This is a genomic window from Pedobacter psychrotolerans, from assembly GCF_004340665.1.
Taxonomy (GTDB): Bacteria; Bacteroidota; Bacteroidia; order Sphingobacteriales; family Sphingobacteriaceae; genus Pedobacter; species Pedobacter psychrotolerans.
Map to the genome: position 1 here is coordinate 116,330 of NZ_SLWO01000003.1, position 13,987 is coordinate 130,316.

General features: G+C 36.0%; 15 protein-coding genes. 3 read left to right on the plus strand and 12 right to left on the minus strand.

Annotated elements, in window-relative coordinates; all coding sequences use genetic code 11:
* Nucleotides 1–173: 173 nt before the first annotated feature.
* Together EV200_RS07910 and EV200_RS07915 are read right to left on the minus strand one after the other, a co-directional pair.
* Nucleotides 174–527 carry a translation initiation factor gene (locus EV200_RS07910; protein ID WP_373287849.1) on the minus strand — a complete coding sequence of 118 codons (354 nt, stop codon included), beginning with the start codon at nucleotides 525–527 and terminating at the stop codon, nucleotides 174–176.
* 38 nt (nucleotides 528–565) lie between these two features.
* Nucleotides 566–1,447, minus strand: a complete 882-nt coding sequence (locus EV200_RS07915) for a diacylglycerol/lipid kinase family protein (RefSeq protein ID WP_229676805.1) — start codon at nucleotides 1,445–1,447, stop codon at nucleotides 566–568.
* A gap of 224 nt (nucleotides 1,448–1,671) precedes the next feature.
* On the opposite strand from EV200_RS07915, the gene metK reads away from it, so the two are divergent.
* Nucleotides 1,672–2,922: a methionine adenosyltransferase gene (gene metK / locus EV200_RS07920; protein WP_132530912.1), complete on the plus strand. Its 1,251-nt coding sequence runs from the start codon at nucleotides 1,672–1,674 to the stop codon at nucleotides 2,920–2,922.
* A gap of 60 nt (nucleotides 2,923–2,982) precedes the next feature.
* Here metK and EV200_RS07925 read toward each other — a convergent pair whose 3' ends face one another.
* Nucleotides 2,983–3,513 carry an ExbD/TolR family protein gene (locus EV200_RS07925; RefSeq protein ID WP_132530914.1) on the minus strand — a complete coding sequence of 177 codons (531 nt, stop codon included), beginning with the start codon at nucleotides 3,511–3,513 and terminating at the stop codon, nucleotides 2,983–2,985.
* Nucleotides 3,514–3,609: 96 nt separating this feature from the next.
* Nucleotides 3,610–4,146 carry a superoxide dismutase family protein gene (locus EV200_RS07930; RefSeq protein WP_132530916.1) on the minus strand — a complete coding sequence of 179 codons (537 nt, stop codon included), beginning with the start codon at nucleotides 4,144–4,146 and terminating at the stop codon, nucleotides 3,610–3,612.
* A 115-nt stretch (nucleotides 4,147–4,261) separates the two neighbouring features.
* Here EV200_RS07930 and EV200_RS07935 point away from each other — a divergent pair, with 115 nt between their 5' ends.
* The gene (locus EV200_RS07935; protein WP_132530918.1) at nucleotides 4,262–4,609 is read left to right on the plus strand and encodes a hypothetical protein; all 348 of its coding nucleotides are present in this window, start codon (nucleotides 4,262–4,264) and stop codon (nucleotides 4,607–4,609) included.
* A gap of 133 nt (nucleotides 4,610–4,742) precedes the next feature.
* On the plus strand, nucleotides 4,743–5,618 hold the full coding sequence (locus tag EV200_RS07940) for an EamA family transporter (RefSeq protein ID WP_132530920.1): 876 nt from the start codon (nucleotides 4,743–4,745) through the stop codon (nucleotides 5,616–5,618).
* A gap of 47 nt (nucleotides 5,619–5,665) precedes the next feature.
* Here EV200_RS07940 and EV200_RS07945 read toward each other — a convergent pair whose 3' ends face one another.
* From EV200_RS07945 to EV200_RS07980, 8 genes are all read right to left on the minus strand, one after another.
* Nucleotides 5,666–6,256: a hypothetical protein gene (locus EV200_RS07945; RefSeq protein WP_132530922.1), complete on the minus strand. Its 591-nt coding sequence runs from the start codon at nucleotides 6,254–6,256 to the stop codon at nucleotides 5,666–5,668.
* Nucleotides 6,257–6,258: 2 nt separating this feature from the next.
* Complete coding sequence (locus EV200_RS07950; RefSeq protein ID WP_132530924.1) at nucleotides 6,259–6,969, minus strand: hypothetical protein; 711 nt, start codon at nucleotides 6,967–6,969, stop codon at nucleotides 6,259–6,261.
* Nucleotides 6,970–7,240: 271 nt separating this feature from the next.
* Nucleotides 7,241–7,636 carry a type VI secretion system tube protein TssD gene (gene tssD / locus EV200_RS07955; RefSeq protein ID WP_132530926.1) on the minus strand — a complete coding sequence of 132 codons (396 nt, stop codon included), beginning with the start codon at nucleotides 7,634–7,636 and terminating at the stop codon, nucleotides 7,241–7,243.
* A gap of 236 nt (nucleotides 7,637–7,872) precedes the next feature.
* A complete protein-coding gene (gene tssD / locus EV200_RS07960; RefSeq protein ID WP_029288480.1) occupies nucleotides 7,873–8,268 on the minus strand; it encodes a type VI secretion system tube protein TssD in 396 nt (131 codons plus the stop codon).
* A 520-nt stretch (nucleotides 8,269–8,788) separates the two neighbouring features.
* Entirely contained in the window at nucleotides 8,789–9,529 is a 741-nt protein-coding gene (locus EV200_RS07965) for a hypothetical protein (protein ID WP_132530928.1), read from the minus strand.
* A 95-nt stretch (nucleotides 9,530–9,624) separates the two neighbouring features.
* Entirely contained in the window at nucleotides 9,625–10,293 is a 669-nt protein-coding gene (locus EV200_RS07970; protein ID WP_132530930.1) for a hypothetical protein, read from the minus strand.
* A 70-nt stretch (nucleotides 10,294–10,363) separates the two neighbouring features.
* Complete coding sequence (locus tag EV200_RS07975) at nucleotides 10,364–11,311, minus strand: hypothetical protein (RefSeq protein WP_132530932.1); 948 nt, start codon at nucleotides 11,309–11,311, stop codon at nucleotides 10,364–10,366.
* Nucleotides 11,312–13,987 (minus strand): hypothetical protein, encoded by a 2,676-nt coding sequence (locus EV200_RS07980; RefSeq protein WP_132530934.1) that lies wholly within the window; start codon nucleotides 13,985–13,987, stop codon nucleotides 11,312–11,314.

Genomic DNA, 13,987 nt, shown 5'->3' on the forward strand with positions numbered 1-13,987 from the left:
TAAATAGTTATCTAGCAGAAAAACTAGCAATTAGGAGTAAATAATTACATATTGTAGCAATTACACTAACAATAAAACAACTGATCTACAGGATATTATATGATATTTTGAAGGTTAAAAAAAATAAGAAAAATACACTAAGACAGATTAAAAATGGATGATATAAGAGCAGATTAACCGCCGGCTTTTTTAACTTTATAGCCATCTTTCTGAAGAATGGCCATTACTTTATCTCTTACATCGCCCTGAATCATAATCTCTCCATCTTTAACCGAGCCACCAACGCCACATTTAGTTTTGAGCATTTTACCTAAAACATCAAGATCCTCCATACGACCATTAAATCCGGTAATTAATGTAACCGCTTTTCCACCACGATTTTTTTTATCCAACATCACACGCAAATCTTGCTTATTATTAGGCATAGTAGTTTGATCATCTACTTCTTCCTGGTATTCAAAGTCAGGATTGGTAGAAAACATAATTCCTCCAAGATCGCTCAAACTATTTTTTTTAGGTTTCATCATGCAAATGTAAGTGGGTAAATGATATAATAAAGAATCAACTAAGGAACAATGACTTTTAAAGACAGGGGATCGATTTTAGCTTCTATTTCTTTTCCCATTTGTAACGGTTCACCATCTACATGCACGGCACCATCAGCTTCTCTGCTAATCTGAATATGTTTCCCTTTAATAATTTCAATCATTTCTGAATTTTCGGCTTTACCTTTCAGCATCACATACCCCAAAAGCGGTAACTTGATTAAAGGAAAGGGCTTAATGATACAAATATCCAATAGACCATCTTTAATAGATGCGCCTGGGGAAATGAAAACATCATTACCATACTGAGAAGAATTGGCAATGCTGATTGCAAATGCATCCCTGATGTATTCAGTCCCATCGATGTTGATCTTATATTTCTGTGCACGATAACCAAAAACCTCCTGCAAGCCGAGTTTTACATAACCGGCTAGTCCTCTTTTTTTATCGTTTGAAAAAACAGAACTTAGGTGAGCATCGAAACCTATTCCAGCTAGATTAAAGAATTTTTTATTATTAAATGTAGCTGTATCAATCTGTTCAATTTTTAAGTGGTTAATGGCTAAGATTGCATAACGGAGATTTTTTGGAATCCCAAGAAATCTAGCCAGTCCATTTCCCGATCCTAAAGGTAAGATACCGAGAATCTTTTTATATTGAAGCACTTTGGTCGCCACTTCATTTATAGTTCCATCGCCTCCGGCCGCAATAAGAATATCGAAATTCTTATTTGCTGCTTCTTCGGCCAGCTCGGCTGCATGGCCGATGTATTCCGTAAATACAAAATTTGCGTTAAACTTCTCCTTATCGAGATATTTATCTATAAAATCAGGAATACGCAGCTTCCCCTTCCCACCGGAAATTGGGTTGATGATAAAAAGTATATTGTGCTTTGTGTGCAAAACGTAAAGAATGAGGGTACAAAATAATCTATAATTTTTGAAATAAAGAAAATATGCTAATTTTGTCGCATAATATAGTGGACTGATTTGCTATTTCGAAGAGATTCGGGACGGATTGCAACCACTTAAAAAAAAGTGCTAATACCTCCTTCAATCATGTAGAACCTGTTTCCAGGGGTCGTTGGCGCTTTTACAAATGTTTATTTATCATTAAAATTTAATAGATGTCGTATTTATTTACATCAGAATCTGTATCTGAAGGCCACCCAGATAAAATTGCCGATCAAATTTCGGATGCATTAATTGATAATTTTCTGGCTTTCGATCCAGAATCAAAAGTTGCCTGTGAAACTTTAGTGACTACCGGGCAGGTTATTTTAGCTGGTGAGGTTAAATCTAAAACTTATTTAGACGTACAGCAAATCGCCCGTGATGTGATCAAGAAAATTGGTTATACCAAAAGCGAATATATGTTTGAAGCCAACTCTTGTGGAATTTTATCTGCCATACACGAACAATCTCAGGATATTAACCAGGGGGTAGATAGAAGTAGCAAAGAGGAACAGGGTGCAGGTGACCAGGGAATGATGTTTGGTTATGCCACAAATGAAACAAAAGATTATATGCCACTGGCATTAAACCTTTCGCATAAATTATTGCAGGAGCTTGCTGTATTAAGACGCGAGAACGATGAAATTAAATACTTGCGTCCGGATGCAAAAAGCCAGGTAACACTTGAATATGACGATCACAATAAACCTGTTCGTATTGATGCGATCGTGATTTCTACTCAACATGACGATTTTGATGAAGAAGCTACAATGCTGGCTAAAATCAAATCTGATTTAGTGGGTATTTTAATTCCAAGAATTATTAAAAGCAATCCTCAGTATGCTCATTTGTTTAATGATCAAATTGAATACCATATTAACCCAACTGGTAAATTTGTGATCGGCGGACCACATGGCGACACAGGTTTAACGGGTAGAAAAATTATTGTTGATACCTACGGTGGTAAAGGTGCGCATGGTGGTGGTGCTTTCTCTGGTAAAGATCCAAGCAAGGTAGATAGAAGTGCGGCTTATGCCACACGTCACATTGCTAAAAACCTGGTTGCGGCGGGTATTGCTGACGAAATTTTAGTTCAAGTATCATATGCAATTGGCGTTGCAAAACCAATGGGAATTTACATCAACACTTATGGCACGGGCAAAATTGGTAAAACTGATGGTGAAATCGCGAAGATTGTGGAATCAGTTTTTGACATGCGTCCTTACTTTATCGAGCAACGCTTAAAACTACGAAACCCAATTTACAGTGAAACGGCTGCTTATGGCCACATGGGTAGAACACCAGAAACTGTTACTAAAACCTTCAGAACTCCAAATGGTGAAGAGAAAACAGTTACTGTTGAATTGTTTACCTGGGAAAAATTAGACTATGTAGATCAGGTTAAAGCTGCCTTTGGCCTTTAAAAGAATAAACGTAAATGAAAAGTCCCGATTTTCATCGGGACTTTTTCATTTTAATACTTTTTATAAATCATTCGTATCGATAGCCTTTGTTTCTAGTGGGTTGAAATGCTGATCATCAATGCTATAAGACTTAATGTCTGCAATTTTCATTTCGTCTATTACATCAACAAAATCCTGGAATTGAGCATTTTTGCCAGGTTTTATGATAACAAGCATATGTTTACCTTTATCATTATGATGGGCCTTAGCTACTGCTAATTTATTTTTCATGATTTGTTTATCAATTTCTCTTACAGGCATTAATTTCATATCGGCACCTTCTGGCGTGCCCAAAAAACTAATTGCCATATTATTATTACCGAGTAAAATGGTCATTGTTCTGGATGCAGGATAATCCGTAGTACAATCATTACAGGGATCAGGCTTAGCTACGTCTGCAGCATTTAAGGTGCCCAGAGAAGTAGTTAGCATAAAAAAGGTGGTTAACAGAAACATGAGGTCAACCATTGCAGTTAAATCCACACGAGGAGCTGTTTTTCTGGTTTTTCCTTTATGGGTCTTGCCCCGAGGAGATTCATTTAAAGTAGCCATATCTTATCTTTTTCATGATGATGACAGGCTTGTTAAAATTGCATAAAAAAAGCGATTAAAATTTTAATCGCTTTTCTGATGTAGCTTAATTATAGGTTACTTCTTGACTGCTTCAATAACGCCACAACCCACTCTCGGGCCTGAGTTACCAGTTGGCTGTGTTTTATAATCATCAGTTCCTCCATGAACAATAATGCCTCGTCCGATGATATTTTTTACATCTCCATCCTGCACACTCCATCGGTCTGTAGTAATTGATATTTCACCTTCTCCCTTTGAATCTAGCTTGATGTTACCTATATCGCCACTGTGGTATTCTCCAGACCCCCATTTTCCATGATCTTCTTTAGTAGGGTTCCAATGTCCATGTGTATTTTCACCCATGTCGCCACAATCACCATGCTCATGAAAATGTACCGCAACATTGCTATCAGCTCTTGATGCAAATTTTAATTTTAAATCCATTTTGATTTTGCCATCGCTTAATCCATAAAACTTCACTGTTCCAATACTTTTAGAAGGATCGGCAGTTTCTGAAAGATTAGCAGAAGCAAGTTCTGTTTCTTTTTGCGAGCAGGCACTTATTAATGCCATACTGGCAATGGCTAAGCCTAAAAAATAGTTTTTCATCATATTAAAATTTAGTTTTATATCAAACACATTGACAGTCATTTAGTTTCGGATTTAAAATTCGATTATAAAACCATTTACATTACATAGTGTTTATTAGGTATAAAATCATGTAACTATGGAACAGCCATTTGAAATGAACACTTTGAGTCAAATTTTAGAGAAATTGAGGCTGAAAGGAAGAGATAACGAGTTAAAAATGACCGATCACGGTAAGATGCAAAGTAAATCACTGAGTAAGATTTACAAGCCAGAAGACTTAACGATTGTTAAAACATATCGATTTGAAGGACCCTCAGACCCTGCAGACAATTCAGTACTTTATTTAGTTGAAGATTCGGAAAAAAATATTGGTTATATGCTAGATGCTTATGGCATTTATTCTGATAATATTGGCTCTGGATTCGACGACTTTTTAAAGAAAATCCCTACAGAGAATAGAGATGAACAGGAATTATTCTGCTAACTGAACCTAAAGTAATTTTAAAGGCATGGATTTGATCCATGCCTTTTTTGTTTTATAACAGAACCGACATAATTAATATTCGACTTATATTGTTTGCTATAAATATGTAATTTCGCCGCTCTTTAAATTTTTAATGAAAAGCAAATTTAATATTCCGCCTATTCCTGCAGTAATTATAGCCATCATAAGCGTTCAGTGTGGTGCCGCTATTGCTAAAGGACTTTTCCCGGAAATAGGTGCAGCCGCTACGGCATCACTTAGAATTGGATTATCGGCAGCCATCCTTTTAATTACTTTTCGCCCTAATTTTTTTAAATTTAACATCAAACAATGGAAATATCTTCTGCTTTATGGTGGTTCACTAGGCCTGATGAATATGATATTTTATTCAGCAATCGAACGTATTCCAATAGGCTTAGGTGTTACACTGGAGTTTGTAGGCCCTTTATTACTTGCAATTTTTGGATCTAAAAAAGCAATAGACTTTATCTGGGTTATATTATCTATCATTGGAATTGCTTTAATCGCACCCTGGACGAGTAACGGGTTAAATGTTTCAGGAGTTTTATTGGCCTTACTTGCAGGTGGATTTTGGGCTGCCTATATTGTATTGGGAGGTAAAATCTCTAAAATAATGAAAGGTGGAGAGGCGGTATCTATAGGTATGTTAATCGCTACGATCATCATTTTACCTTTCGGCATTTTTAGTGGAGGTTTGTATCATTTAACCCCCAAATTATTAGGACTTGGTACAGCACTTGCGTTACTATCAAGCGCTATTCCTTTTACTCTTGAAATTAGCGCGCTAAAACAGTTACCAGCCAAAACATTTAGTATATTAATGAGTCTGGAGCCTGCAATGGCATCATTGGCTGCATTTGTATTTTTAAAAGAGCACCTTTCTCTTACAGAATGTGCAGCCGTTACATGTGTCGTAATTGCATCCGCAGGCTCTTCATTAACGGCAAGAAAAACCAAACAATTAGATCTGAAGGTCAGTGAGGTTTAATGAATTATTTTTAAAATGTGCCGTCTTAATTATTTCAAATACATTAACTATTTGATGGGCCATTTTGCATAGGTTGACAGCATTTTAAACTGACCATTAACTTTACCAAAGATGAAGCTAAAATAACTTTCGGCTTGTGTATTGCTTTCCGGATACTGCATATAGACCTCATACATTTTACTGCCAGTATCTGTTAATTTTTTTAATGAACGATAATAAACCTCATCTGTTTTTTCATCAATTTCTGACAAATTATCCTCTTTACATAATGGTAGAATTCGCATCACATCCGCATTAAAAATTGCCGACTTATAGCTATCAAATTCTTTCAAACTAATCGGATCTGCAGGTATCCCTATTCCATTGGGTACTTCCTTATGACTGGTATAAAACGGATAATTTAATAAAGATGATATCTTTTTTAAATTCTTCTGCTTAAGTGTCTCTTTTAAGTTTTCGAGGGTTTTTCTAAATTCCTGTTCGTCAGTTAAACTTACCAAAGGTGTTTTCTGCGATGATTGATGCAATTTTTGATCTGCATTTTTATCCACTGTTTGCTGCCCCTGTCCGTTTTCTGGGGTGCAGCAGATTAAAAAGGGCAAAACAATCGCAATCATTAAAGTTTTAATCTTCATCATATTTAGTGCCTTGGAATGTATATTAATGCACGCTGCTCCATCCTTTTTAATATTACCGCAGCCCCCATTTGTTTGGAAACGGCTTCCGCATCAAACTTTCCATCGGCAACGTATTTTCCTTTCGCATATTGATTGGAATAACTCCATAAATAAGGAGAATTGATACTATGGTATTTAAAATATCCAAAACCATTATATGCTTCGAGTTTGCGTAATACTGTTGGAAGACTCCAATTAGAGATTTCATTTAGTTTCATGAACTTTAAGGCATCAACAGCACTCTCTTCAAAAGTAAAGGGTGGTCCATGTCCGACTTTTGGCCTATTTGCTGGTACTCTAACGGTATAACCTGAGAGTGGATCTCCATTATGTAAGTGCTTTTTAAAATCGAATGTACATTCAAGATAGTGTGCACAGGCAATGAAATACCATGGAATTTTAGATGAACCTACAACAAAATTCTTTAATGATTCTTCAAAAGTGTTTTTATGAAAAGCAGCAAAAGAGCCATCTATAGGCTTGGATAGATCTAAAGCATTAACTGGCTGAAACAAAGTACTAGGTGTTAATACGGATGTAAATGGCTTTATTACGTTACCAGCCACCTGATCAGATATGTCTGTATATCGATTTCTGTTGGCACTGACTTGCTCGTCTATAGCCTTATCAATCGTACCTATTTTTGTTGCATCAATCACGCAGTCATCGAACATTTTTATATATTCTAGATCTGTAGGTTGAGACGGCTTAACTATTTTTATTGCTTTTGTCTTTTTCATAGGTAAAACAACGCTTTAGGGGAACAATATGAATACTTAAACAGGCCTCTGAAAATTAAATTCAGGAATTGGCTAAAGAATAAGAGGTTTAGGGGTGAGCTATGTATAAACTTCTAACCCCTAAACTAATTTTAACTAGTTAGTTATATTGTAAGATTTCTAAATCTAAACTTATAAATCTTAAATTAAACTAATCCACAGTTTTTTATGCTTTTGGCCAATCGTTTTCATGTTCAGCATTACCCAATTTGAGCTTGCGTGCTGATACCACGAAAGTAAGAGTCATTGGCGTACTATCATTTACCGCAATGCCTTCGCTGTATTGGATAATGTAGCCATCCTCGAAAGTTAATTCTTTCATTTTTGCATCCTCTTCGCCTTTTTTGAAGATGATAGTTCCTGATTGAGGTTTATACTGGTTGTTTACCATTGATTCGATTACTGAAGTATCTTCTGTAGATTCGATTTCAATGTTGATGGTTCCACCGTATACCCCTGATGATGGACGACCCTTAGCGTCTACATCTCTGTTTAATGAAAAGCTGCACTGTAAAACATCAAATTCTTTTGAACCTAATGTTAATCTGGTTTTAAATGCCATTTTAATAAGTTTTAAATGTTTTTGAAAAATGAATTGTAATTAAGATGGGTTAAGTGTTTAGGCGGTTAGTTGGTAAGAACCTGAAAATGTTTAGATGGGTTATAAGGTTAGATGGGTTAGACTAATATTAAAACTTAACAACACTAACGCTAAACCATACTAAACCCTAAACTATACTAAACGAATCTAAGTTACTATACCAATTCAAAGTCCTTAACCCTAAACAATCACCCCGTCTACGCTTTAGGCCAATCGTTTAAATGCTCTGCATTTCCAAGTTTCAGCTTTCTGGCTGAGATCTGGAATTTCAGTGTCATCGGGTGATCACCCACAATGTTGATTCCTTCGGAATACTTCACAATGTAGCCATCTTCAAAATCAACTTCTTTCATTTTGGCATCTTCTTCAGATTTTTTAATTAGAAGGGTTCCGGTAATGGGTTTGTACTGGTTATTTACCATCGCTTCGATAATTGAGGTGTCTTCGGTTGACTCGATCTCAATATCGATGGTACCGCCGTAAACTCCGGAAGAAGGTCTTCCTTTAGCATCTACATCGCGGTTTAACGCATAGGCGCAATGAAGTACATCATACTCCTTGCCCGAAAAATTTAATCTAGCTTTGAAAGCCATAAGTTCTAAATTTAAGGTTAAATAATTTGGTTATCTCAGCATTTGCTGTTCTTAATTTACGCACCAAATACCAAGCCAAACTCAATGTATCTCACTCATACATAATGGCTAACAAGTGTATTTATTTAATAAAATTTAATTTAGAGCTTGTAGAACGAAGATTTTCTATTTGGTGATCAATGTGTTTTTTTTGAAAATAGCCGAAGTCTGATTTTTACTACATTGGATAGATCAAAAAATTGTAGCATTTTTGGACAAAGTGTTACTTTTGGCTACAGAATTATTACTATTCATTTGAGCTATATTAGATTCGTTAATGAGACTTCTCTGCTTGTAAAATTTTCTATAAATAGTTGCCCTTCTCAAATTCCTCGATTTTCAAAATTACTTCAGCTATAGCAGGAAATGCTTTACATTGTAGTAACACCTCTGTCATCTATTAATAATTCATAAATTGGTTTTGTAGCCATTAAGTTTTTATTAGTTACTGACATTTAGTTTAAAATTCATCGGTATAATCTTAATTTCCAAATTCCTTTAAATATCCTTTAGTGTCAGGATTTATGTAGGCAATCTTTAAGGTAAACGAATTTAAATCATCAGCTTTAGAAAAATACAGTTGTATTACTTTCTCCTCTGTAGTCCAACTATAGCTTGGAATTCCGTTTGATTGAGGATCCATCTTAATTTTTGCTTTCTTATTCTGCTTTTTTAATACCTCTAATAAAGTATTATATTCCTTCTCACCCGAATTATGCAAATTATTGGTTTCAAGAATTACCCTAATCAATTTGTTAGCTGGTGTAGAACTCATATACAAGCGACTAAACATAATTTCCTTCGAAGTCCAGTACCCGAAACTTCTTAAATCTGGATCTTTCATTCCAATTAATGGAGATTTTCTTTCTACAAAATCTAAATCACCATACATCTCTCCCTTTTTTATTATATAATTCTCAACATCTTTGTATTGATTTAATAGTCGTTGATCAGTGATATTATATAGTGTGAACCATTCAATACTTAGCACTTCATTTCGGCTATTTGTATGCTTATTAGCACCCATTTTATTTTCTTTTACATAAGCTAGTTTAGCAAAAAAATTATCTGGATTAAGTTTTTGAAAATCGACTTGAGCAAGATCAACCGGCTTGCCTCTTTCCAAGACAGGGGTGATTCTGTCACTTTTACAGCTGCTCATGCTTATTAAGCATAAAACGGAGCATAAAAATATTTTTAGCTTATTTTGTCTTTTTTTCATCTTGATTTGTATAAATTTTTTCTCTCCATATATTCGTTTTCTAGATATCTTCGGTCGGTTCTTTCCATAACTCACTATATAGGACTAATTTCCTTTTAGTTTACGCCTTTATTTCCTAGATAGCCTTTAATATTCAGAAATAGAAAAGAAAGATTAAATGCCAAACAAATTATGATCAATGCATCAGTCTTCATATCCAATAGAATCGAAATTAAATACAGAAATGCCGAAATCGGAACCGTTAACATAAACGCGAACAAAAAGCTGAAAAACTGGGTTTTTGCATGATCGAAAGCATTTTTAAAATCGTAATAAAAACCCAGCATATTAAGGCCTAAAAAAACCATAGCCATTATGAGTAAGCCTGTATTTTCAACGATATACTGGTTGGCTCCGGTAAGGATATCAAAAACACCTGCTAAAGCACTCTTAAATATCATGAACGGAATTCCAAAAACAACAAGTAGCACTCCAAAATATACGGTCCAAAAAAAAGCCTTTTTTGAAAGTTTTTTAGGTTCATCCACACGGTAACTTTTAATAATTGTTTTATTAAAGCGCGATGGCCGGAAACCGTAAATGACGATCAGGAAAAAATAAAACTCTAACTGGAAAATGGTGAGCTGAAAACCATCATTTGTTTTTCTGATCAGGTTTTCGTTAGATGCCTGAATGATGAAGGAATAAAATAAAGCACATACAACATAGAGCCTAAAAAAAAGGAAATAGCAAAATAGTGCAATTGAAATTCTTTTGGCTATCATAGCTTGTTCATAAAAAAGAACTACCTGTTCAGTTCTTTTTTAATTAACATAAATTTAGTCATAATATTTACTACCAAACCTGCAGTCCTTCAGCATTTTTTGGCAGGTACAGAAAAATCGGATCTCCAGCTTCAAATGACTTCGCTTCTGAGCCTTCTTTAGAGGAAGCAACTTCACCTTTTAAGTGTAAAATAGGGTGATGGTTTTTTTGCCATAAAGCTACTATTTTTCCGTTTGCATAATACTGAACCGAATAGTTCTGGATGGGCGTAAACGATCTTTTCTTTACCTGCGGATCAACAAGGGCAAGCAAATCACCAGAAGTTTCCTTTTCTTCGATCTGCTCCTTACTTGTGTATGTTGTATTGTAAACTAAGGCTGAAGAGTGCACCAAATATTTATTGTAAGCCAATGAATCAAAGTTTTCGCAGGCATTGCGTATCTCATTATATTTTTGTACTACTTTTTGTTCAATATTGGGAACAGTTTTTAGGTCTTTTGCTTCGGCCAGTTCTTTACTGTAATCAAAAGGTACCGTGGCCGCAAACTGGATCTTAGTTTCGTAATAAGGAAGTTTTTTTTCCTCCAGTCCAGAAGGAAGTTCAAATTCTGTTATTTTTTTATACTCAGACAACCTGCTGTTTTTATTGGGTGCGTGATAAAAAGTCAGTTTAACATGTGCATATTTAGATATAAATTCGTCCCCATCTTTTGGATAAATTTTAACAATGGCCGTTTGTGGACCGCTCTTGGTAATCATTGCATTAAGGGGCAACATCATACTTTCGCCATTGTTCTCCACCATCCTGTAATCTACGTTATCCTGCATTTCCAACACCATTTTGCAACCCTGTTTATTCATCTGAACAGTATAAACAGGTGTTTCGCTATGTGTTTTTACCTGGGATTTGATATCGCTAATAATTTGTTCCATTGTTTTTTTATCATTTTGTGCCTGACATCCAATATTCAAGAATTGAATTAAAATGGCGATGCCGAGTATAATTTTTTTGCTCATTTATTTGTTTTTAATATAGTAATAACGTCCTTTAAGCATATCTGGTTTAGGCTCTACCAATTCGTGGGCTTCATTGTCGACCCCAACCTTTGCCCTCCATATTTTTGCCTTTGCAGTTACATAAACCAAAAGTCCTCCAAATCCTATGCCAGCTTCAACATACATGCCTTCGTTGCTTGCACCGGTTTTACCAGAAAAGATAAGAGAGGTTTCGCCTCTTGCAGAGGCTTCGAATTCGACGCCCAGACCTTCACCCGAAGGACGTGAGTTAAAACTGATCTTTGGGACATCAGCTGCCGCTTTGATCCCTAATTCAGCCCCGATACCCACCGTAGTACTGGCCTCTAAGGGTTCCATACCATACTCTTGTCCCAATGTAATATTTGCCTTTAAATCTATCTGTCCAAACGCAAGGAGGTTAAACCAGATTTCTATTCCTGCAACATCGGCAGCGGTACGTATTGCTTTGATGACCTGCCCGGCAGCAGGAATAAATTCGGAACATGCGATTAAATCAAGTTTACCTGTTCCTTTTATCAATGGGGTAAAACCAAGGGATATGGCCCCTGTTCTCCTTACATTATATATTTTTTCCTTGTCCGGTTCAAGTTTCCAGGTTCCGGCAATCGATATTACGGGGTAATCCATCTGGAAAGTAATGGGCAACATTTTTATCGGCAGTTTTGAAGCCAGTTTTGCCGCCATTCCATTTTTGGCTTTGGTGACACCGGTTATATCATCCAATGTTTCTTTTACCTTGATTAAAGCCCTTAAAAAAGGTTCTATTTTTGCCGCATACCCGCCTGATATCTCCCTAGTAAAATCACCTGATTTTGCCTTAATAGCGAGATCGAATGATACTTCACCATTTAAAAATCTGCGGTTGTTGGAAGCGGCCAAAGTTTTTATCCTGTTCTGCCTTGAAGTAACACCGGTAGGCATATTTGTGTGCGAATAAACCTCTGGTGTATCGGAAGATAGCTTTAAACTAAACTCCCACTCCATATCTGGATACACGTTTATTTTTGCAATCTGGTTCGGGTATCTGCAAGTGCTCACTGGGAGATAATAACTTTGCGCCAACGAATCGCTCAACCAGAAATAGTTGAACATCCACATAAATTCAGAAGCTGCGTTATCCCCCAAACTCCTTTCCAGCCAAACTTTATTATAAATATAATTGAGCTTTAAAACAATCTGGTTATCACCTTTAAATTCACTTTGCAAAACCTGTACTTCCGATACGTCCTCAGAAGGCGCCTTGTTTTTATCCGGAATTACATCGGTATCATTCTCTTGCGTAGGATCTTTAATAGTAGTATAGCCTTTATCTGTTTTTTCTGCCGCAATGGCCCTATCCAATAAGAAAACATGGTTAGGGGAATCATGCTTTTGTCCGCTTGGAAGTAGTAGGCCATTACACGGTACATTTTTATTATGCAGGTTTTCTACCGTAATGGATACATCTTTTCTCTTTTCTCCGGCAATGATGGAAAACGGCTGACCAGTTTTGTCGCCCCCTGTGGTTAAAAGGTCTTCATCAAAGCAGGTAAAAGCACTTCTTTCTTTATCTCCATCATCTTTGATCACGATTTTTGAATAACCGCAGGGATCGAATTCCTTTTTGGTATACCTGATATCACCAATGTACTGGATCTGATTTACTTTTTTTGTTTCAATCCTGTCCAAAAAGTCGGTCATCAACTCTTCAGATACGATAAAGCGGCTTGAAATAGACGATTTATTGTCGATATCCTTTAGCCCTAATACTTTAGCATCATATGTAACCAGATCGGTGGTAGGCTCATCGGCAAAGTTCCTAAAAACTACCCGTTCTTCTTTTTCATTTGTACCGTATATTAATCCGGGTTCGGTGTGATATTTATATATTTCGAGTACTACGGTAAAATTTTTCTTTGCTTTTTGTTCCTTTTTCCAGGCAATTTCTATCGGAAAAGAAATTTTATGATAGCTGTTGCAATTGCTTGAACTTCCAGCATCCTGAGATATAGCAAAAACCTTTGGTTCTTTCCACAGGTTATTTTTTTTAAAATCATCTGTACCGATTAAACCTTTCGCTATATCTTCTTCCAATAGGTATACTTTTCCGCGATATTTGTTTTTCTTATCCAGGTTATAGCCGTGCAGCATGATTTCGAGGTTTGCAAAATCGCCATAACGCTTTACATCTTCACTTTTATTAAAGTAGGCATAACAGATGTTTGATTTGGTTACCGGTATCACATAAAAATAAAAGCCTGTACCCGGACTTTCGCTGAAAAGTTCTACTCTTTGTTTAAAGCCGTAATAATAGCTATAACCCGAAGGATTAAATAAAAAAGTGCTGCCAACTTTATATTTAAGACCCAATCCGTATTTACTTACCGGGATTTTTCCGTCGCTTAATGGCCCCCAGAGATTATCGGTAATTTCACCGGATTTTGCTTTTTCCAGGCTTTGAAAAAACACATCATATATGAACGCCCATCTGGCATTTTCAATGGTGTGTTTAGGATTGGTGGTTTTTCCGCCTACACACCTTTCATCAACTACAAATTCATTTTTATTTTCGGTATTTAGGTAAATTCCCATCCCCTTATCAAGCGAATAAAGTTTGCCGTTTTCCCTGAAATAACAATGCTGCAATCCTCTTGTATCTTCTATTTTATCTGGCAT

What these genes read in the sequence shown, in the direction of transcription:
- EV200_RS07980 (WP_132530934.1), bottom strand. Translation starts at nt 13,987, where the DNA reads ATGCCAGATAAAATAGAAGATACAAGAGGATTGCAGCATTGTTATTTC.
- EV200_RS07965 (WP_132530928.1), bottom strand. Translation starts at nt 9,529, where the DNA reads ATGAAAAAAAGACAAAATAAGCTAAAAATATTTTTATGCTCCGTTTTA.
- EV200_RS07940 (WP_132530920.1), top strand. Translation starts at nt 4,743, where the DNA reads ATGAAAAGCAAATTTAATATTCCGCCTATTCCTGCAGTAATTATAGCC.
- EV200_RS07935 (WP_132530918.1), top strand. Translation starts at nt 4,262, where the DNA reads ATGGAACAGCCATTTGAAATGAACACTTTGAGTCAAATTTTAGAGAAA.
- EV200_RS07950 (WP_132530924.1), bottom strand. Translation starts at nt 6,969, where the DNA reads ATGTTCGATGACTGCGTGATTGATGCAACAAAAATAGGTACGATTGAT.
- EV200_RS07930 (WP_132530916.1), bottom strand. Translation starts at nt 4,146, where the DNA reads ATGATGAAAAACTATTTTTTAGGCTTAGCCATTGCCAGTATGGCATTA.
- EV200_RS07970 (WP_132530930.1), bottom strand. Translation starts at nt 10,293, where the DNA reads ATGATAGCCAAAAGAATTTCAATTGCACTATTTTGCTATTTCCTTTTT.
- EV200_RS07910 (WP_373287849.1), bottom strand. Translation starts at nt 527, where the DNA reads ATGATGAAACCTAAAAAAAATAGTTTGAGCGATCTTGGAGGAATTATG.
- tssD (WP_029288480.1), bottom strand. Translation starts at nt 8,268, where the DNA reads ATGGCTTTCAAAGCTAGATTAAATTTTTCGGGCAAGGAGTATGATGTA.
- EV200_RS07975 (WP_132530932.1), bottom strand. Translation starts at nt 11,311, where the DNA reads ATGAGCAAAAAAATTATACTCGGCATCGCCATTTTAATTCAATTCTTG.
- metK (WP_132530912.1), top strand. Translation starts at nt 1,672, where the DNA reads ATGTCGTATTTATTTACATCAGAATCTGTATCTGAAGGCCACCCAGAT.
- EV200_RS07945 (WP_132530922.1), bottom strand. Translation starts at nt 6,256, where the DNA reads ATGATGAAGATTAAAACTTTAATGATTGCGATTGTTTTGCCCTTTTTA.
- EV200_RS07925 (WP_132530914.1), bottom strand. Translation starts at nt 3,513, where the DNA reads ATGGCTACTTTAAATGAATCTCCTCGGGGCAAGACCCATAAAGGAAAA.
- tssD (WP_132530926.1), bottom strand. Translation starts at nt 7,636, where the DNA reads ATGGCATTTAAAACCAGATTAACATTAGGTTCAAAAGAATTTGATGTT.